Source organism: Granulicatella sp. 20925_1_28 (assembly GCF_041433575.1).
Lineage (GTDB): Bacteria > Bacillota > Bacilli > Lactobacillales > Aerococcaceae > Granulicatella.
In genome coordinates this window covers 126,025-144,358 of the sequence record NZ_JAPWBS010000002.1, presented here as the reverse complement: position 1 = coordinate 144,358, position 18,334 = coordinate 126,025, and the positions used below count along the sequence as shown (strand labels likewise).

Here is an 18,334-nt window from a genome sequence, read left to right as displayed (position 1 = left end):
AGGGGAGGGTTATGGTATGATAGCGCTAGTGATATCAGTAAAAGCGAGGAGACTTTCAGATGTATTATGTAAAAAATCAACGTAATGGACAAGAAATCTACGATGCAACGACAAACTTAGCCATCGAATATTTCTTATTAAACGAAAAGAAACTCGATGAACCAATTTTGTTATTTTATGTTAACGAAAATGCGATTATCATCGGGAAAAACCAAAATACCATCGAAGAAATCAATCAAGATGGTGTAGATAAGCTTGGCGTACAAGTGGTTCGTCGTTTCTCAGGTGGTGGAGCCGTGTATCATGATATGGGAAATATCTGCTTCTGCTTCATTACAGAAGATGATGGCGATAGCTTCCGTGATTTCGGAAAATTCACAGAACCCGTGATTGAAGCACTCCATAAAATGGGAGCAACAAGGGCAGAGTTACAAGGGCGTAACGACCTTCTCATCGACGGCAAGAAATTCTCTGGAAATGCAATGTACTCAAACAATGGCCGTTTAACAGCGCACGGAACATTAATGTTGGATCTAGATGTGAGCATTTTGCCACAAATTTTACGTCCAAAACAAGAGAAAATTGCGTCAAAAGGAATCAAGTCGGTTCGTTCACGCGTGACAAATATCAAACCTTACTTAGCGCCTGAATACCAAGACTTAGACATCTTACAATTCCGCGAAGTGCTCTTGAAAAACATCTTCAATGTGGAAGATACATCAACGATTAAAGAGTATGTTCTAACGGATGAAGACTGGGTGCGTGTAGAAGAATTACGCAGCAAGTACTTCAACAACCCAGATTGGAACTACGGAAAGAATCCAAAATTCGAATTCAAGCAATCAAAACGTACACCAGCCGGACAAATCGAGTTCAGCTTGAACGTTGAAAAGAATGCCATTAAAGACATTAAGATTAACGGAGACTTCTTCGGTCTTGGGGAAATCAGCGATGTAGAAAATGCGCTAGTGGGCGTAGGATACAACCGCGATGACTTAACAACAGCCTTCGAAGCAATCGACATCCGCCGTTACTTCGGTAATGTTACAGTGGATATCCTAGTGAACCTATTACTAGGGGTAGAAGAATAAAATAGAAACTCGGCTATAGAGGCCGATGATGCAACAGGAACCTAGCAGTAATGCTGGGTTCTTTTTTTGCTCTCTCGTATTGTAAAAACGCTGGGGGGAGCAGTATAATAGAGATAAGTTCAGGAATCCGTTTTTAGGGAGAGGGGTTGTTGGAAATGAGTCAAAAAGTTAGAGAAATTGTTACTATAGTATTTGGGTTCATCAGTGGTGCAAATGCCATCTATCAGCTACTATTTCGTCAAGATATCGCGCTGTTTATTGTGAATGCGATAGTTGCTGGTACTGCCTTTTATTCTTGGTTGAATCGGGATAATCCGGATAAACTCAAAAAATTCAATCGGGCTGGAGTTGTCATTTTTATGGGCATGGTAGCCACTATTGCTTTTATCCTCATCATGAATCATTTTTTTGGGTATGAGCAATGGGAGTCGTGGCAAAAATCCGTCGTTAAATTCACGTTTATCTTTGGCTTAGTGACGGTAGTGAATCGTTATTTTAAAAAATAATAGTTTTTATGGAGGCGTCATATGGCACTTTTACACGTTTCATTCTTTTCAAAAACATTAATGAGAACCATCCCGCTGTCAGTCTACTTGCCTAGCGATGCGGTGGACTTCAATAATCAGTATCTCTCGGAAGGTCCATACAAAGCGTTGGTGCTACTGCACGGAGTATTGGGCAGTGATCAGGATTGGGTCAATCAGACGCGAATTCTTCGATATGCAAAAGAGAAAAATCTCGCCCTCATCATGCCTTCAGGGGAAAATCATTTTTTCGTAGACCAACCGTGGAACTATACGAATTATGGAGAATTTATTGGGGTGGAGTTTCCAGAAATCTCACGCCGCATGTTTCCTATTTCTCGAAAACGTGCAGACTTAGGCATTGCCGGGCTTTCGATGGGTGGATACGGGGCGCTTCGAAACGGCATCAAATATCCAGACACCTTTAGCGTCATTGGGGCTTTCTCTAGCGCAATTAAGAAACAGGCGATTCCACCAGAAGAGATTTCAGAAGCACCGTTCTTTTTAAGAAAAAGCTTTTTGGAGGCGGTCTTCAAAGATGAGGAGACCTTTATTACAGAAGGCAATCAGTTGTATCATGCCGTCCAAACAATGGAGCGTAAGGACGCGCTCTCGGTCTTTATGGCATGTGGTACGGAAGATTGGCTTTTGGAAGACAACCGTAGCTATAGCAGCTTTTTGAAAGAACAAGGAGTGTCGCTAACGTATAAAGAGCACGTCGGCGGACACGAATGGGATTTCTGGGACTGGGCGATGAAGCAGTTCCTAGACTGGTGGATTCCAGAAGATGCAGGCCAAGGCGTGTCTAGCGGGAACGTGAAATCGTAAGACGAGCGCGATATTGTTGCAAGCACATCGCCATAATGGTAGAATATTTTGTATATTAGAGCGATGAACAAGAGGAGTAAAATGACTTTGTTTACGAGAGAGGGAAGACTGGGTGAAACTTCCTAGCAGATTCATTTGAAGGTAGCTTGTGAGCTTACTCTACGAAAAGAAGTAATAGAGTACGGAGACGACACTTCGTTACCAACATCGAGGCGTAATAAATGATTACGCGAATATTAGGTGGTACCACGAATTTAATCGTCCTATGGAGAGTGTCTTCATAGGATTTTTTTATTGGACACAAACAAGATACAAGGAGGAAAATCAATGGCTAAAGAAATGTCATCTAAGTTTCAACCACAAGAAGTTGAAGCTGGTAAATATCAATGGTGGGTTGATTCAGGCGTCTTCCATCCAAACGAAGATCCAAACGCTGAACCTTATTCAATCGTTATCCCGCCACCAAACGTAACAGGGAAATTACACTTAGGACATGCTTGGGACGTAACGTTACAAGACATGATTATCCGTCAAAAACGCATGCAAGGGTTCGACACTTTATGGTTACCAGGGATGGACCATGCGGGTATCGCAACACAAGCAAAAGTAGAAGAAAAATTACGCGGAGAAGGCTTATCTCGTTACGACCTTGGCCGTGAGAAGTTCCTTGAACAAACATGGGAATGGAAGGAAGAATATGCCAGCCATATCCGTGAACAATGGGCAAAAATGGGAATTTCTGTAGACTACCGCAGAGAACGTTTCACATTAGATAAAGGCTTATCTGACGCCGTGAAGAAAGTATTCGTTACATTATACGAAAAAGGCTTAATTTACCGTGGTGAATACATCATCAACTGGGACCCTAAAGCGAAGACTTCATTATCTGATATCGAAGTAATTCATAAAGACGTAGAAGGCGCGTTCTATCATATGAACTACCCTCTAGCAGACGGAAGTGGATTCCTAGAAATCGCAACGACTCGTCCAGAAACACTTCTTGGAGATACAGCGGTTGCGGTTCACCCAGACGATGAACGTTACCAAGCGCTTATCGGTAAAACAGTTATCTTGCCGTTAGTGAACCGTGAAATTCCAATCATCGCTGACGAATACGTTGAGCAAGATTTCGGAACAGGGGTTGTAAAAATCACTCCAGCGCATGACCCGAACGACTTTGAAGTAGGGAACCGTCATAACTTACCTCGTATTAACGTGATGAACGATGATGCGACAATGAACGAGTTAGCCGGTAAATACGAAGGTATGGACCGCTTTGCGGCGCGTAAAGCCATCGTGAAAGATTTAGAAGAAGCTGGCCTTCTTGTGAAAATCGAAAAACATTTACACAGCGTTGGTCACTCAGAACGTACAGATGTCGTTGTTGAACCACGTCTTTCAAAACAATGGTTCGTAAAAATGGGACCTTTGGCAGAGCAAGCGATTAATGCGCAACGTGAAGAAGGCGACAACACTGTAAACTTCTACCCACCACGTTTCAATGATGCGTACTTACGTTGGATGGAAAACATTCACGACTGGGTAATTTCACGTCAATTATGGTGGGGACATCAAATTCCAGCTTGGTATCATAAAGAAACAGGCGAAGTCTATGTAGGTATGGAAGCTCCAAGCGACAGCGAAAACTGGACACAAGATCCAGACGTATTAGATACTTGGTTCTCATCTGCATTATGGCCATTTTCAACAATGGGTTGGCCAGATGAAGATTCAGCTGATTACAAACGTTACTATCCAACAAACACACTTGTAACAGGGTACGACATCCTTACTTTCTGGGTAAGCCGTATGATGTTCCAAGGGTTAGAATTTACAGGTAAACGTCCATTCAAGAACGTTCTTATCCACGGATTAATTCGTGATAGCCAAGGACGTAAGATGAGTAAGTCTCTTGGAAACGGGGTTGACCCAATGGAGGTTATCGAGCAATATGGTGCCGATGCGCTTCGTTGGTTCTTAGCAAACGGTTCTGCTCCAGGGCAAGACGTTCGTTACTCAACAGACAAGATGGATGCTGCATGGAACTTCATCAACAAGATTTGGAACGCAAGCCGTTACGCATTAATGAACGTGGGCGATTTAACAGCGGACCAAGTGGATATCACTGGTGAGAAGACTCTTGCAGATAAATGGATTTTAACACGCTTGAATCAAACGATTGGCAAAGTGACAGAACTCTTCGAGAAATTCGAATTCGGTGAAGCAGGACGTCTTTTATATCGCTTCATCTGGGATGATTTCTGTGACTGGTATATCGAAATGTCGAAAGAAACATTAGCAGGGGACGACGAAGCTGCGAAATTAACAACACGTAGCATTCTTGTATATGTATTAGACAACACATTACGTCTATTACACCCAATCATGCCTTTCGTGACAGAAGAAATCTGGCAATCTGTTCCTCACGTTGGGGAATCATTAGTGGTCGCAACTTATCCAACAGTTCACCCAGAACAAATGGATGAAAAGGCAGCTGAAGAAATGGAATTCTTAATGGACTTCATCCGTTCAGTACGTACGGTTCGTAACGAAATGAACACACCATTATCAAAACCAATTAACATCATTGCGAAAGTGAGCGACGCTGCGCACTACGCGATCTTGAAAGAAAACGAATCTTACATTGCACGCTTCTCAAATCCAGAAGAATTCGTGTATGGTGAAGATGTTGAAGCACCATCTGATGCGGTAACTTCTGTTATCACAGGTGCTGAAATTTACTTACCATTAGCAGGGTTAATCAACATCGAAGACGAAATCGCTCGTCTTGAAAAAGAAGCAGAGAAATTGCAACAAGAAGTGGATCGTGTCGAGAAGAAATTATCGAACGAGAAATTTGTGGCAAAAGCTCCTGCAGCAGTTGTTGAAGCTGAACGTGCAAAAGGTGCGGACTATCAAGCACAACGTGAAGCAGTGTTAGAACGTATCGCAACATTGAAAAAAATCTAATCCGTTGTAACGGTGGGGAGAGCGTATGAAGTGTCATGCGCTCTCTTTTGTATGTTCCGGTGGGCAATTTTCTGTTATGATAAATGAGGAAAACAGGAGGTGAGTGAATGCTTCAAGAGTGGTTAAAAAAGAGCGAGAGTATTCCGAGGAAACATGGATTGTACCGAATGGAGGCTATCCTAGAAGCACTTGGAAATCCAGAACATGGGTTGAAGAGTATTCATATTGCTGGGACGAATGGAAAAGGGTCCACAGCAGCGATGATGACAGCCTTTGCGAAGGCACATGGATTGCGAGTAGGGACATTCACTTCACCGCATATGGACAGTATTAGGGAACGGATTCAGCTAGACGGAGTGCCTCTAGGGGAGGAGCCGTTCTGGCAAGCAGCATCCGTTATAAGAGGGGTGGAGAGTCGCTTATTGGAAGAGTGGGGAGCCTTTAACTATTTCGAGATTTTAACGGCGATGATGTTTGTCGTCTTTCAACAGGAAGGCGTCGACCTTGCGATTATTGAAGTCGGGATTGGTGGTCTTCTCGATAATACGAATGTCGGCCATCCACTCGTCAGTGTCATTACGACGATTGGGTTGGACCATCAAGACTTACTCGGAAGTACGTTGGAAGAAATTACGGCGCAAAAAGCAGGGATTATTAAGGCTGGGCAGCAAGTGGTTGTCGGGCCAGTCACGCGTGAATGTATGGATGTGATTCGTGAGATTGCTAGTGAGAAAGGCGCAACAGTGCAGGCGTTTGGCGAAGGCTTCTTTCTAATTGAAGATTCGTATCAAGACACATCACTGACGATTCCGCTAAAGCAGCTAGCTCTCAAAGGAGCCTTCCAGAAGGAGAATGCGACCGTTGCGATTCGAGCATTTCGTGCGTGGATGGAAGCCACTGGAAGAAGCGTGCAGGCTGAGTTCATTGAGGCATCGCTCCCTGTCGTTTCATGGCCAGGGCGCATGGAAGTGTTGCAAGAGACACCGCTTGTGATCATCGACGGTGCTCATAATTTGCCGGCCATCGAGCGACTCGTTCAAAACATGACGGCTCGTGTTGGCAAGAAACAGACGCTGTTATTTAGCGCGCTCACTCGAAAAGATAGTCAACAGATGCTTCTAAGATTGCAGGAAGCTCTTCCTGATGTGAATATTATCTTAACGAGTTTTCATCCTTCTAGAGGTTTGTCGATTGCTAGAAGTGATGTCGAAGCGTACTTGGATTCTCGCAAGATTTCCTATGAAGAAAGCTTTGAAGACATCATCGACCGTTTCGCCAGCTCAACAGACGACAGGAGCGAATTATGGGTGACGGGGTCATTGTATTTTATTGCTGAAGTTCGACATTGGTGGAAGAACCGTAAGCCCAAAGAAGAATAGATATCGTAACTCTTTGTAGAGAAAACAAAGAGGAAGTGTCACAATGATTGAATCAAAATTATTAGAAGTACCTTTAAGCGCCATGCCACGAGAACGCCTCGAACGGTATGGCGCTAAAGTGCTTGAAACGCATGAATTACTCGCGATATTACTGCGAACAGGGTCCAAGGATTTAAACGTCCTGCAGCTGGCGGTCGTTGTCTTAAACACCTTCGAGGACTTGCATTCGCTGAAGATGGCGAGTCTGGACGAACTCATGCAGATTAATGGAATCGGCAGAACCAAGGCGATTGAACTAAAGGCAGCCATGGAACTGGGTGTGCGCTTAAGCAATGCCGCGCAAATGAAACTCGGGAAGATTACGTCCTCCAAGATGGCCGGCCAGTGGATTGTGCAGGAGTTGAAGGATGCCTATCAGGAACATCTTGTCGCCTTGTATTTGAACACGAAAAACGAGATTATCAAGAAGAAAATGATCTTCATCGGTGGGCTGAACAGTGCAGTGGCGCATCCTAGAGAAATCTTCCGGGAGGCAGTACGGTTTTCGGCGGCACGCGTCATCATTGGCCATAATCACCCAAGCGGAAACCCTGAACCCTCACAAGCGGATATCGATTTTACACGTCGCTTGATGGAATGTGGTGAACTCATGGGGATCGAGCTTCTAGATCATTTTGTAGTCGGAGGAGAGGAGTACATTTCTTTAAAAGAATTCGGGGCTTTTTAAAAATGACTCAAAAGAATGTGAAAAGTTGAATTTTAGAAAAAGATGAAAACAGATTGTTTTCAATTTTCACGAAAAATAATATTGAAAATTAACGAAACGATTCGGAAAAAACGCACGAAACGGCAATTGTTCTACTTAATTCTCAGTGAAATCGGAAATACTCTTGCAAATTTGCCTGTGAGATGTTATACTTAGCTTGTGTTTTTGTTATGTAAAGAAATTGTGTAAGATATTACTCCTTTCGAACCATTAGCAAGAATATCAATAACAAGTGCTATGGCACAAGGAGGAAATGTTCATGGAACAAGGTACAGTAAAATGGTTTAACTCAGAAAAAGGTTTTGGGTTTATCGAACGTGAAGGTGGAAACGATGTATTCGTACACTTCTCAGCAATCCAATCAGAAGGATTCAAAACATTAGAAGAAGGACAAGCAGTTCAATTCGATGTTGAAGAAGGCGCTCGTGGACCACAAGCAGCTAACGTAGTTAAACTATAATTAGTATTAACTTTGACACCACCGGTTTTTCGGTGGTTTTTTTGTGCGCAAAAATAGAAAAGGGTAAGCCTAAAAAGCACAAATTTGGCCATGTCCATATATGGTATATTTGTCCTCCTCCCAAGAATTTCTTTTTATTTTTTGTACTTTTTATTTCATAAGGCCGTTTCAAAATTTTTATAATTTTTTGTCAGAATATCCCTAGCTGGAATGGGAGAAACATGGCGTATCGCCTGTTGAAAAACGAAGAGCCTTCGGATTCTATAGGAATAATAATAGCGGTCATAATCGATGTGAATTACTGACTCTGGAAATTGATTTCCTAGAGTCAGTTTGAAGCTCGATAGGAAACGAGACCTGAGCTCGTTCCGGTATAGCTATTGTTATTCCTATGAAGACATCCGAAAGTGCTCGTAGTTTTTCAAAACAGCACAAAATCCCTTATTGTCTCTCCCTTTCCAGCCGAAGGGTTCTTTTTGAAGGAAGTTTGCTTTTAGATGATTGTTTTTTTATGAAACGGAACACGGTGATTTTTCAAGAAAACCTTTCAGGTTAAAAAGCCAACATTAGAAAGTACTTCGGAAAACGAAGAGCTTTCGGATTCTATAGGAATAATAATAGCGGTCATAATCGATGTGAATTACTGACTCTGGAAATTGATTTCCTAGAGTCAGTTTGAAGCTCGATAGGAAACGAGACCGAGGCTCGTTCCGGTATAGCTATTGTTGTTCCTATGAAGATATCCGAAGGTGCTCGTAGTTTTCCAAAATACTAATTTACGAAGCACATTCTCGTTGCTTTTCAGCTTTTTAACCGAAAGGTTTTCTCTACTGAAAAATCACTAAAGTGTTACAGAAAACGCTTTAATATTACGAAATAAAAAAGTTTCCTAAAAATCTATAAAATACAAGAATAAAAAGCTAAATTCTGCTATACTAGAATAGAATTCTTACAGCCAAGTCTGTAGAAGAATTATCTAAGGAGGAAACAGTGTGGTTGCATTAAATTTTAAAGCACAAAATATCGGAATTGACTTAGGCACAGCTAACACGATTGTTTATCTAGAAGATGAGGGAATCGTCACACGTGAACCTTCCGTGGTTGCAAAAAATATCGTTACAGAAGAAATTATCGCAGTAGGAAAATCTGCATTTGAAATGATTGGTAGAACACCAGAAAATATCGTGGCATTACGCCCAATGAAAGATGGCGTAATCGCTGACTACAATACAACGACAGCAATGTTGAAATACTTCATTCAGTCGATTGTAGGCCGCTCATTCTTTAAACCAGTGGTCATTATTTGTGTGCCAAGCGGCATTACAGACGTTGAAAAAAGAGCCGTTTTAGACGCGACAAAATATGCAGGAGCTAAAGAAGCGTACGTGGTTGAAGAACCATTCGCGGCTGCAGTGGGGGCAGGACTTCCTGTCACAGACCCAACTGGAAGCATGATTGTCGATATCGGTGGCGGTACGACAGACGTTGCGACGATTTCGCTTGGTGGAATCGTGAATAGCCGTTCGATTCGTGTCGGAGGAGACGAGTTAAACGAGTCTATCGTCCAGCACGTTCGTAAGACGTACAATTTACTCATTGGGGAACGTACGGCTGAAGAATTAAAAATTATGTTAGGTTCAGCTTCTATTGAAAAAGCACAAGGTAGCATGCAAGTGCGTGGTCGTGATATGGTTACGGGATTACCACGTGTTGTTGAAGTACCTGCAAAAGAAATTGCAGTTGCGATGAGTGAAATCATTCATCAAATTTTAGACGCAGTAAAAGATGTATTGGAACAAACACCGCCAGAAATTTCTGCGGACGTTATTGATCATGGAATCGTGTTAACAGGTGGAGGCGCAATGCTTCGTCACCTTGCTGAGATGATTTCGAAGGAAACGCAAGTACCAGCCTTTGTGGCCAATGATCCACTCGATTGTGTGGCATTAGGAACAGGTGCGATTTTAGCAAATCCATCATTAATGAAAAAATAGAGTCCGTTGAAAAATAAATAAAGAGGAGTGATGATGTGAATCCAATTTTTTCAAATAAGAAACTAATTGGTTGGGTAATCGGAATTATCACGGCATTAGCATTGATCATGTATTCCATTACTTACGGCAGTAATATCGTGACTCAAGGTGTTAATGATGTAACCAATATTCTAGGAAGATTAGTCTCTTATCCAGCAAATAGTATTAATGATTTTATCGATAGCGTGAGTGATTTATCAAATACGTATCAAGAAAATCAATCGTTAAAACAAAAAATCGATACCATTCATGAATTAGAAGTTCAATTGAGTGAGTTAAAACGTGATAACCAAAAAATGAAGGAAACGCTCAAGTTGCAAGATACACTAAACGATTATACGTTAGTGAATGCGACGGTGATTGCGCGTAATCCAGACACATGGCGTGATGTCATTACGATTAACAAAGGATCAAATGACGGCATCCAACCACAAATGTCTGTTATGAGTGATAATGGACTTGTAGGGAAAGTTATGGACGTGAATCCAACGAGTGCACGTGTAGCGCTATTATCGAATGCCGATAATACATTAGTGCGTGTAGCAGCGATGATTCAAAACGAAAAAGAACCAATCTACGGAACCATCACTGGCTATGATGATAAAAGCAATATGTTAGTGATGAGCCAAATTCAAGCAACTCAAGATATCAAAGTTGGGGATAAAGTCGTGACAAGTGGTCTCGGTGGTATTTCTCCAAACTCACTATATATCGGTACGGTTGAAGAAGTGGCGATGGACCGTTTTGGCTTGTATAAAGAAGTGAAAATTCGTCCAGCAGCGGATACGAATGACGTTCGTTACGTGACGGTTGTTATTCGTACAAGCGAAAGCGAGGGGCAATAATGCGCATCTCAAAAAGAGTTTATTGGGTGTTATTTGTTTATATTCTTGCTTTCTTAGCCGATGGAGTGTTAACGAATCATTTTTCAAAATTATTCCTCTTCTCAGGCTATAGCTTAACACCTCGAATGATTATTATCGCTGTCGTGATGTTAAACTTTATGATTGACCATAAATCCATGTTCTGGTTTACAGTCGTTGCAGGATTCTTAGTGGACAGTTACTACTCAGGCGTCCTTGGTGTTTATATGGCGCTGTTTGCAGTAATTGTACGAATCATTCGTTTAGTTCGCTCGAACATCCTTCAAAATCCATTTACATTAGGGCTTGCACTTGTATGCTTCTTAAGCTTCACCGAAGTCTCTGTTTACTTCGTGTATGCCTTACGAGGAGTGGCGAGCATGGATTGGAACGAGTTCTTAGTAGTAAGACTCGGGGCAACCTTAATGTTAAACATCGTGATTTACTATATTTTATATCTCCCGCTTCGCAATTTTGCTAGATGGGTGAACTCAACACCGGTCGTTAGTCCACATGACTTAATGAACCATCGTAGAGCATAACAGGAGAAAGGTTTGGCTGTTTATGGCCAAGCCTTTTTGATTACACGTTAATAGTACTGACAAAGGCGATAGATATGGTATAATAAAGAGAATTAGTATCAAGAGAAAGAGGAATTGAATGAAGAGAGCAACATTTTTAAAAGCAAGTCTTATTTCGAAAGGAATCATCGCGACCTGTGCGATTGTCGGTTTTCTAATGCAGATGACGCTTCACGGGTGGCATGGACTTCGTTACTATACGAACCAATCGAATCTACTCGTTGGAGTATTTATGGTGTACTTGCTCTTTAAATACCGCAAGAGTGGCCATTGGAGTAAGATGGACCTTCGTTTGAAAGGTGGCGTTACGGTTGCGATTCTTCTAACGGGGCTGGTATATCACTTTATGTTAGCACCACAAAAGACAGCAGAAGAGTTCTGGACGATTGAGAATTTCTTGTCGCACTATATTGTGCCATTTGGAACGCTAGTCGACTGCATCGTCTTTGATAAAGGGCATTGCTACAAGTGGTATGATCCGTTCACGTGGACGCTATTGCCGCTTGTCTATGCGATTGTATCTGTGGCGATTGCACTCATCACACGTATTCCGATTGGAAATAACAAAGATGGTCCATTTCCGTACTTTTTCTTGAATGTGGATAAATATGGATTTGTTGGCGTCTTGCAATATTGTTTAGGATTAGCCGTAGCCTTCTTAATCGGCTCGTATATTCTTTTCGTATTTAAAAATGGATTCAAAACGAAGGAACGTTTATAAGAGAGGAGACTTTCATGGTTCGAGATATTGGAATCGACTTAGGAACCGCAAATATTTTAGTGTTCTTAAAAGATCGTGGAATTATTTTAAATGAACCGTCACTCGTTGCGCTAGATGAGCGTAATGGCGACGTGATTGCAGTCGGTGAACGTGCGTACCAAATGGTAGGTCGTACGCCAAAAGAAATCAATGTGCACCATCCATTAAAGGGTGGGGTGATTGCGGATATCGCAGTTACTGAGCAATTGCTTGAATTATTCATGCAAAAATTAAACTTAAATAGTTGGTTCTCAAAACCAGATATTTTGATTTGTACACCAACAAATATTACGACAGTCGAACAAAAAGCCATTATCCAAGCGGCGATTAAATGCGGCGGACGCAATATTTATTTAGAGGAAGAACCAAAAGTGGCAGCAGTCGGCGTTGGACTGGATATCTTCTCTCCAATTGGGAACATGGTCATCGATATCGGTGGCGGAACAAGTGATATCGCCGTTCTTTCAATGGGCTCAACGGTCACAAGCCGTTCGATTAAATTAGCCGGCGACAATATGGATTTTGCGATTTCGGAATATATTAAAGACAAATATCAACTCATTATCGGGGACCGTACCGCTGAAGCTATCAAGATTAATCTAGGTAGCGCGATTGAAGTGGAAAACGAGTCGGATATGATTGTTAAAGGTCGCGATATGACGACTGGATTACCGAAGACCGTTACCATTTATACAAATGAAATTTATCATTGCTTAAAAGAAATGCTCGATACGATTGGCGAAGAAGCTAGACTCGTACTCGAAGCGACTCCACCAGAACTCGCAGGCGATATTATCGAACGCGGCGTGATGGTAACAGGGGGCGGAGCACTCATCCAAGGAATCGACCGTATGCTTTCTGAGAAGCTACAAGTTCCTGTGATGGTGGCAGAGAATCCTCTTCAAAGTGTGGCAATTGGAACAGGAATCCTATTAAACCGCATTAAAGCAGATCGTGGTATTTTCTCAGGGCTAAGAAGACTCTTCAGTTCTAAGAAAGTCGTAATGAACCCAACTGCGAATATGATTGATGATGAAAGGAAAGAAGAAGCATGAATCAAGAATTGAAAAATAGTGGTCACTTATTATTGACGGCGCTACTCCGTGTCTTAATCTTCGTGATTATCGCAGTCATCTTATTTGCACTGGGCTTAATGGTTGGTTATGCCGTTCTTGGTGAAGGTCACAATCCATTTGATATTTTCTCAAAAGAAGTATGGGACAAGATTTTCAACTTTATTAACTAGTAAGCAGATAGATTGACCTTTATTGACTATTGAAGTAGACTATAACAAAAGCAGAATATGGAGGAAATGCTATGAATTTAATTCCAACAGTTATCGAGCAGTCTTCACGCGGAGAACGCGCTTATGACATTTACTCACGTTTATTAAAAGACCGTATTATCATGGTGAGCGGACCTGTTCACGACGATATGGCGAATGCGATTATCGCGCAATTACTATTCTTAGATGCACAAGATCCTGAGAAAGATATTTACATGTATATTAACTCTCCAGGAGGAAGTGTAACAGCTGGTTTAGCCATCTACGATACAATGAACTTCATTAAAGCAGACGTTCAAACAATCGCGATGGGTCTAGCAGCATCAATGGGTTCATTCTTATTAACAGCTGGTGCGAAAGGGAAACGTTTTGCATTACCAAACGCTGAAATCTTAATCCACCAACCTTTAGGCGGAGCACAAGGGCAAGCGACAGAAATCGAAATTGCAGCACGTCAAATCTTAAAAACACGTGAACGTTTAAATAAAATCTTGGCAAAACAAACAGGTCAAAAATTATCACGTATCGAAAAAGATACAGACCGTGATAACTACATGACAGCACAAGAAGCCTTAGAATACGGCTTAATCGATGCGATCATGGAAAGCTCAAAAGAAATGAAATAACAGAAACTGCAGAAGAACTAATAGTTCTTCTGCTTTTTTTTCGCCGTATATCTTCCTTTTTAGTAGTGAAAGCGGTACAATAGACACATACGACTTGTTAGAAGGTAAAAGGGGAAAAGGTTATGACAACAGAAGGAAATCCATTAAATAATGCACGTGTGGCATATGAATATTATGAATTACCAGGAGAATTGGTAGATATTCAACCTTTAGGAAATGGATTAATTAATAAAACCTATCAAATTACACATACACATGAAAATGAAGAAAAACAATATGTTTTACAAGCGATTAATCATAAAATTTTTCCAAATGTACGTGGATTAATGGAAAATATCGAGAAGGTAACGACTTATCTTCGTGAGAAATACGAAGCAGAAGGGCGCGATGCTGCTCGTGAAACGCTTCGTGTCATCCGTACAAAAGATGGCCATTTAACAGCTAACTTGGATAACGGAACCTACTGGCGTATTTATGATTCAGTGAAAAATAGCTATTCATTAGATAAAGTAGAAAGTCCAGAGCAATTTTACATCACAGCGAAAGCATTTGGTCGTTTTGCCTATGACTTAAACGACTTCGATGCAAGCCAATTGGTCGAAGTGATTCCGCAATTCCACGATACACGTAATCGTTACAGACAGTTGGAAGAAGCGATTAGAGAAGATCGCGTTGGCCGTGTGAAAGAGGTGCAAGAAGAGATTGCATTTATCCAAAATCGTAAAGCGGACCGCTTCTTATTATATGATTTACTGGATGAAGGCGTATTGCCGCTTCGTGTAACGCACAATGATACAAAATTAAACAACATTATGTTCGACAGTGAAACGAAAGAACCGCTTTGCATCGTGGACCTTGATACAGTGATGCCAGGCTTAGTGTTATTTGATTTTGGGGATTCGATTCGATTTGGTGCAAACGACTGCGCCGAGGACGAACCTGATTTATCAAAAGTGAACTTTGATTTCGACTTATACGAAACTTACGTGAAAGGCTTTATCGAAGGAACAAACGGCATCTTGACGGAAGCCGAACTCAAATACTTACCTTGGGGAGCTCGTGTCATTACGCTCGAACAAGGGATTCGTTTCTTGACGGACTATATCAATGGGGACGTTTATTACGCAACGACTCGTCCAGGACAAAACTTGGACCGTGCACGTACGCAATTGAAATTGGTACAAGATATGGAAAACGTGTGGGATAAGATGGTCGAAGCTGTTAAGAACGCACAAAAATAAGAAATTCAGACTCTCTGACAGATTTGTCAGGGAGTTTTTTGTAGTTTCACACACTATATGTTGTAAATTATAACGATTATAAAACACAATATATTGTGTTTTTAGGGGTTGATTTTTATTTTTTGAGTGCTAAAATAAGGACTAGAGTTTAAGGAGGAATCGTGATGAGTGTAGAGACATTAACAGCATTATCGGTCACGAAGAGGGATGGCCGACAAGTCGAATTTCAGAAGGAAAAAATTCAACGTGCGATTGAAAAAGCGGAAATCGGATTGAATGGTACATTAAGCGACGAGCGGATGGTAGTGCTTGGTCGCATCGTCGAGGATGTCCTCGCGGAGATTTCAAGACGCTTTAACGATACGATTGAGATTTATGAAATTCAAAATATCATTGAACATTTACTGATTGAAGATGGGGAATCAGAGCTTGCACAAGAGTATATCTCCTACCGTGTAGACCGTGATTTACGCCGTAAGAATCAGTTGGATTTTCAATGGGCGCTCTCACGATTAACGAATAAAGAAGCTAGCGTCGTCAACGAGAACGCGAATAAAGATAGTAAAGTTTTTAATACACAGCGCGACTTAACGGCTGGGACGGTTGGGAAGATTATCGGTTTGAAGATGCTTCCGCCGCACGTGGCCAATGCGCATTTAAAAGGCGACATCCATTATCACGACTTGGACTATCATCCATATATGCCGCTCACGAACTGTTGCTTAATTGACTTCGAGCACATGCTAGGGCTCGGTTTTAAAATTGGAAATGCAGAAGTGGAATCTCCTAAATCCATCCAAACAGCTACCGCACAAATGGCGCAGATTATCGCCAATGTGGCAAGCAGTCAGTATGGTGGGTGTTCTGCTAACCGTGTGGATGAGTTACTAGCACCTTATGCAGCCAAGAATTACGAAAAGCATTTAGCAGATGCAAAAGTCTGGATTGAAGGAGAAGACCGTCAAGAAGCCTATGCGATGAAGAAGACGGAAAAAGATATTTATGATGCGATGCAATCGTTAGAATATGAAATCAACACGCTTTATACCTCACAAGGACAAACGCCATTTACAACACTTGGATTTGGACTCGGAACGAATCACTTCGAACGTTGTATTCAAAAGGCCATCTTGCAAGTGCGTATGGAAGGGATTGGCAAAGAAAAACGAACTGCCATTTTCCCGAAACTCGTCTTCACTTTGAAACGTGGCGTGAACTTGGAAGCCAATGACCCAAACTACGACGTGAAGCAATTGGCGTTGGAATGTGCGACAAAACGCATGTATCCAGACGTATTAAGCTATGACCAAATCGTCCGTTTAACAGGAAGCTTTAAGGTGCCGATGGGATGCCGTTCATTCTTACAAGGGTGGAAGGACGAAAACGGCCAAGAGGTGAACGATGGACGGATGAACTTAGGGGTTGTGACTCTTAATATTCCTCGGATTGCGCTCGAAGCAGACGGATCTCTTCAAAAGTTTTGGGAGATTTTTGAGGAAAAACTCGCGATTTGTAAAGATGCACTCGTGTACCGTGTGGAACGTTGTAAGGAAGCGACTCGCGACAATGCGCCTGTCTTGTATCACTACGGGGCGTTTGGCCAACGATTGAAGGATGGCGAAGAAGTCGACGTCCTCTTTAGAAACAAACGTGCGACGGTTTCTCTTGGCTATATCGGCCTCTATGAAGCCGCAACAGCCTTCTTTGGTCCTGCCTGGGAAAAGAATCCGGAAGCCAAGGCCTTTACTTTAGAAATCGTGAAGGCGTTGAAGGCTCATACCGATGCATGGGGTGATGAATATGGCTATCATTTCAGCGTTTATGCGACTCCAAGTGAAAGTTTGACAGACCGTTTCTGCAAGCTCGATATCGAAAAATTTGGTCTCGTGCCAGATATTACCGAGAAGGAATACTACACGAATAGTTTCCACTACGATGTGCGTAAAAATCCAACGCCATTTGAAAAGATTGACTTCGAAAAAGATTATCCAGTGTATTCTTCAGGTGGATTTATCCATTACTGCGAATATCCAGTGCTTCGTCAAAATCCAAAGGCGCTGGAAGCCGTGTGGGATTTTGCCTATGACAAAGTTGGCTACCTTGGAACGAATACGCCGATCGATCACTGCTATAAGTGCGGTTTTGATGGCGAATTTACTCCTACTAGTAAAGGATTCGAATGTCCACAGTGTAAAAACCATGATCCGCAAACGTGTGATGTGGTGAAACGAACTTGTGGTTATCTTGGTAATCCGCAAGCACGTCCGATGGTGCATGGGCGTCACGTTGAGATTTCTTCGCGTGTGAAACATATGCCAAAACTCAAGGAACGCTATGCGCTTGGGGTGACAGAGGATGAATAACCCGAAGCCAAAAGAATGGACCAGCCAGCAGTATTCCCAAGGGAAGATTGCAAGCTATAAACCGTATAATTTTGTTGATGGGGAAGGGGTACGCTGCTCGCTGTATGTGAGCGGCTGCCTTTTTGCCTGTGAAGGGTGTTATAACGTTATCGCGCAAAATTTTAATTATGGTATTCCGTATACGAAAGAACTCGAAGCACAAATCGTTGAAGATGTGGGCGCTTCGTATTGTCAGGGTTTAACACTTCTTGGAGGCGAGCCGTTTTTAAATACGGGTGTCTGCCTTTCTCTAGTAAAGGCAATCAGACAAGCATACGGGCACACCAAAGACGTGTGGTCGTGGACTGGATATACATGGGAAGAATTGATGCAAGAAACAGAGGATAAGCTGGAATTACTCCGCTTGATTGATATTTTAGTTGATGGACGATTTGAACTTGCCAAGAAGGATTTGACTTTGCAGTTTCGAGGATCTAGCAACCAGCGCATTATCAATGTGCAGGCGTCTCTTGCGGCTGGGGAAGTCATTTTATGGAAAGGCCTCTGGGAATCATAAGAAACGAT

The 18,334-nt window shown here is 42.0% G+C and carries 17 protein-coding genes and 1 other annotated feature; all 17 genes read left to right on the top strand.

Annotation, left to right across the window (positions count from 1 at the left end; translation table 11 throughout):
- The first annotated feature begins 59 nt into the window (after positions 1–59).
- The 17 genes from O3793_RS02250 to nrdG all read left to right on the top strand — a co-directional run bounded on the left by O3793_RS02250 (position 60) and on the right by nrdG (position 18,326).
- Positions 60–1,091 (top strand): lipoate--protein ligase, encoded by a 1,032-nt coding sequence (locus O3793_RS02250; protein WP_371445295.1) that lies wholly within the window; start codon positions 60–62, stop codon positions 1,089–1,091.
- Between the two features lie 155 nt (positions 1,092–1,246).
- A complete protein-coding gene (locus O3793_RS02245; RefSeq protein ID WP_371445293.1) occupies positions 1,247–1,597 on the top strand; it encodes a hypothetical protein in 351 nt (116 codons plus the stop codon).
- A 21-nt stretch (positions 1,598–1,618) separates the two neighbouring features.
- Entirely contained in the window at positions 1,619–2,443 is an 825-nt protein-coding gene (locus tag O3793_RS02240; protein ID WP_371445291.1) for an alpha/beta hydrolase, read from the top strand.
- 54 nt (positions 2,444–2,497) lie between these two features.
- Positions 2,498–2,712 (top strand) — a binding site (T-box leader).
- 58 nt (positions 2,713–2,770) lie between these two features.
- Positions 2,771–5,413 carry a valine--tRNA ligase gene (locus O3793_RS02235; RefSeq protein WP_371445290.1) on the top strand — a complete coding sequence of 881 codons (2,643 nt, stop codon included), beginning with the start codon at positions 2,771–2,773 and terminating at the stop codon, positions 5,411–5,413.
- A 107-nt stretch (positions 5,414–5,520) separates the two neighbouring features.
- Complete coding sequence (locus O3793_RS02230) at positions 5,521–6,792, top strand: folylpolyglutamate synthase/dihydrofolate synthase family protein (RefSeq protein ID WP_371445288.1); 1,272 nt, start codon at positions 5,521–5,523, stop codon at positions 6,790–6,792.
- 43 nt (positions 6,793–6,835) lie between these two features.
- Positions 6,836–7,519, top strand: coding sequence for a DNA repair protein RadC (gene radC, locus O3793_RS02225; RefSeq protein WP_371445286.1), 684 nt, complete (start codon positions 6,836–6,838; stop codon positions 7,517–7,519).
- Positions 7,520–7,817: 298 nt separating this feature from the next.
- The gene (locus O3793_RS02220) at positions 7,818–8,018 is read left to right on the top strand and encodes a cold-shock protein (RefSeq protein ID WP_039849134.1); all 201 of its coding nucleotides are present in this window, start codon (positions 7,818–7,820) and stop codon (positions 8,016–8,018) included.
- Between the two features lie 992 nt (positions 8,019–9,010).
- Positions 9,011–10,012 carry a rod shape-determining protein gene (locus O3793_RS02215; protein ID WP_371445285.1) on the top strand — a complete coding sequence of 334 codons (1,002 nt, stop codon included), beginning with the start codon at positions 9,011–9,013 and terminating at the stop codon, positions 10,010–10,012.
- Positions 10,013–10,047: 35 nt separating this feature from the next.
- Complete coding sequence (mreC, locus tag O3793_RS02210; RefSeq protein ID WP_285252218.1) at positions 10,048–10,896, top strand: rod shape-determining protein MreC; 849 nt, start codon at positions 10,048–10,050, stop codon at positions 10,894–10,896.
- A gap of 26 nt (positions 10,897–10,922) precedes the next feature.
- Positions 10,923–11,456, top strand: a complete 534-nt coding sequence (gene mreD / locus O3793_RS02205) for a rod shape-determining protein MreD (protein WP_371445283.1) — start codon at positions 10,923–10,925, stop codon at positions 11,454–11,456.
- A gap of 118 nt (positions 11,457–11,574) precedes the next feature.
- A complete protein-coding gene (locus O3793_RS02200; RefSeq protein WP_371445281.1) occupies positions 11,575–12,216 on the top strand; it encodes a Pr6Pr family membrane protein in 642 nt (213 codons plus the stop codon).
- Between the two features lie 14 nt (positions 12,217–12,230).
- Complete coding sequence (locus O3793_RS02195) at positions 12,231–13,310, top strand: rod shape-determining protein (protein ID WP_371445280.1); 1,080 nt, start codon at positions 12,231–12,233, stop codon at positions 13,308–13,310.
- Entirely contained in the window at positions 13,307–13,501 is a 195-nt protein-coding gene (locus tag O3793_RS02190) for a DNA-directed RNA polymerase subunit beta (RefSeq protein ID WP_371445279.1), read from the top strand. Before O3793_RS02195 ends, O3793_RS02190 begins: the two co-directional genes overlap by 4 nt.
- Before the next feature lie 71 nt (positions 13,502–13,572).
- Positions 13,573–14,166: an ATP-dependent Clp endopeptidase proteolytic subunit ClpP gene (gene clpP, locus O3793_RS02185; protein WP_048711574.1), complete on the top strand. Its 594-nt coding sequence runs from the start codon at positions 13,573–13,575 to the stop codon at positions 14,164–14,166.
- 122 nt (positions 14,167–14,288) lie between these two features.
- Entirely contained in the window at positions 14,289–15,407 is a 1,119-nt protein-coding gene (locus tag O3793_RS02180) for a phosphotransferase enzyme family protein (RefSeq protein WP_371445277.1), read from the top strand.
- Between the two features lie 164 nt (positions 15,408–15,571).
- Complete coding sequence (gene nrdD / locus O3793_RS02175; protein WP_371445275.1) at positions 15,572–17,770, top strand: anaerobic ribonucleoside-triphosphate reductase; 2,199 nt, start codon at positions 15,572–15,574, stop codon at positions 17,768–17,770.
- On the top strand, positions 17,763–18,326 hold the full coding sequence (gene nrdG / locus O3793_RS02170; protein WP_371445273.1) for an anaerobic ribonucleoside-triphosphate reductase activating protein: 564 nt from the start codon (positions 17,763–17,765) through the stop codon (positions 18,324–18,326). The genes nrdD and nrdG overlap by 8 nt, the downstream gene beginning before the upstream one ends.
- The last annotated feature ends 8 nt before the right edge of the window (positions 18,327–18,334 follow it).

Coding starts and splice junctions, on each gene's coding strand:
- O3793_RS02200 (WP_371445281.1), top strand. CDS start 11,575: ATGAAGAGAGCAACATTTTTAAAAGCAAGTCTTATTTCGAAAGGAATC.
- O3793_RS02245 (WP_371445293.1), top strand. CDS start 1,247: ATGAGTCAAAAAGTTAGAGAAATTGTTACTATAGTATTTGGGTTCATC.
- radC (WP_371445286.1), top strand. CDS start 6,836: ATGATTGAATCAAAATTATTAGAAGTACCTTTAAGCGCCATGCCACGA.
- nrdD (WP_371445275.1), top strand. CDS start 15,572: ATGAGTGTAGAGACATTAACAGCATTATCGGTCACGAAGAGGGATGGC.
- nrdG (WP_371445273.1), top strand. CDS start 17,763: ATGAATAACCCGAAGCCAAAAGAATGGACCAGCCAGCAGTATTCCCAA.
- clpP (WP_048711574.1), top strand. CDS start 13,573: ATGAATTTAATTCCAACAGTTATCGAGCAGTCTTCACGCGGAGAACGC.
- O3793_RS02240 (WP_371445291.1), top strand. CDS start 1,619: ATGGCACTTTTACACGTTTCATTCTTTTCAAAAACATTAATGAGAACC.
- O3793_RS02235 (WP_371445290.1), top strand. CDS start 2,771: ATGGCTAAAGAAATGTCATCTAAGTTTCAACCACAAGAAGTTGAAGCT.
- O3793_RS02220 (WP_039849134.1), top strand. CDS start 7,818: ATGGAACAAGGTACAGTAAAATGGTTTAACTCAGAAAAAGGTTTTGGG.
- O3793_RS02195 (WP_371445280.1), top strand. CDS start 12,231: ATGGTTCGAGATATTGGAATCGACTTAGGAACCGCAAATATTTTAGTG.
- O3793_RS02250 (WP_371445295.1), top strand. CDS start 60: ATGTATTATGTAAAAAATCAACGTAATGGACAAGAAATCTACGATGCA.
- O3793_RS02190 (WP_371445279.1), top strand. CDS start 13,307: ATGAATCAAGAATTGAAAAATAGTGGTCACTTATTATTGACGGCGCTA.
- O3793_RS02180 (WP_371445277.1), top strand. CDS start 14,289: ATGACAACAGAAGGAAATCCATTAAATAATGCACGTGTGGCATATGAA.
- O3793_RS02230 (WP_371445288.1), top strand. CDS start 5,521: ATGCTTCAAGAGTGGTTAAAAAAGAGCGAGAGTATTCCGAGGAAACAT.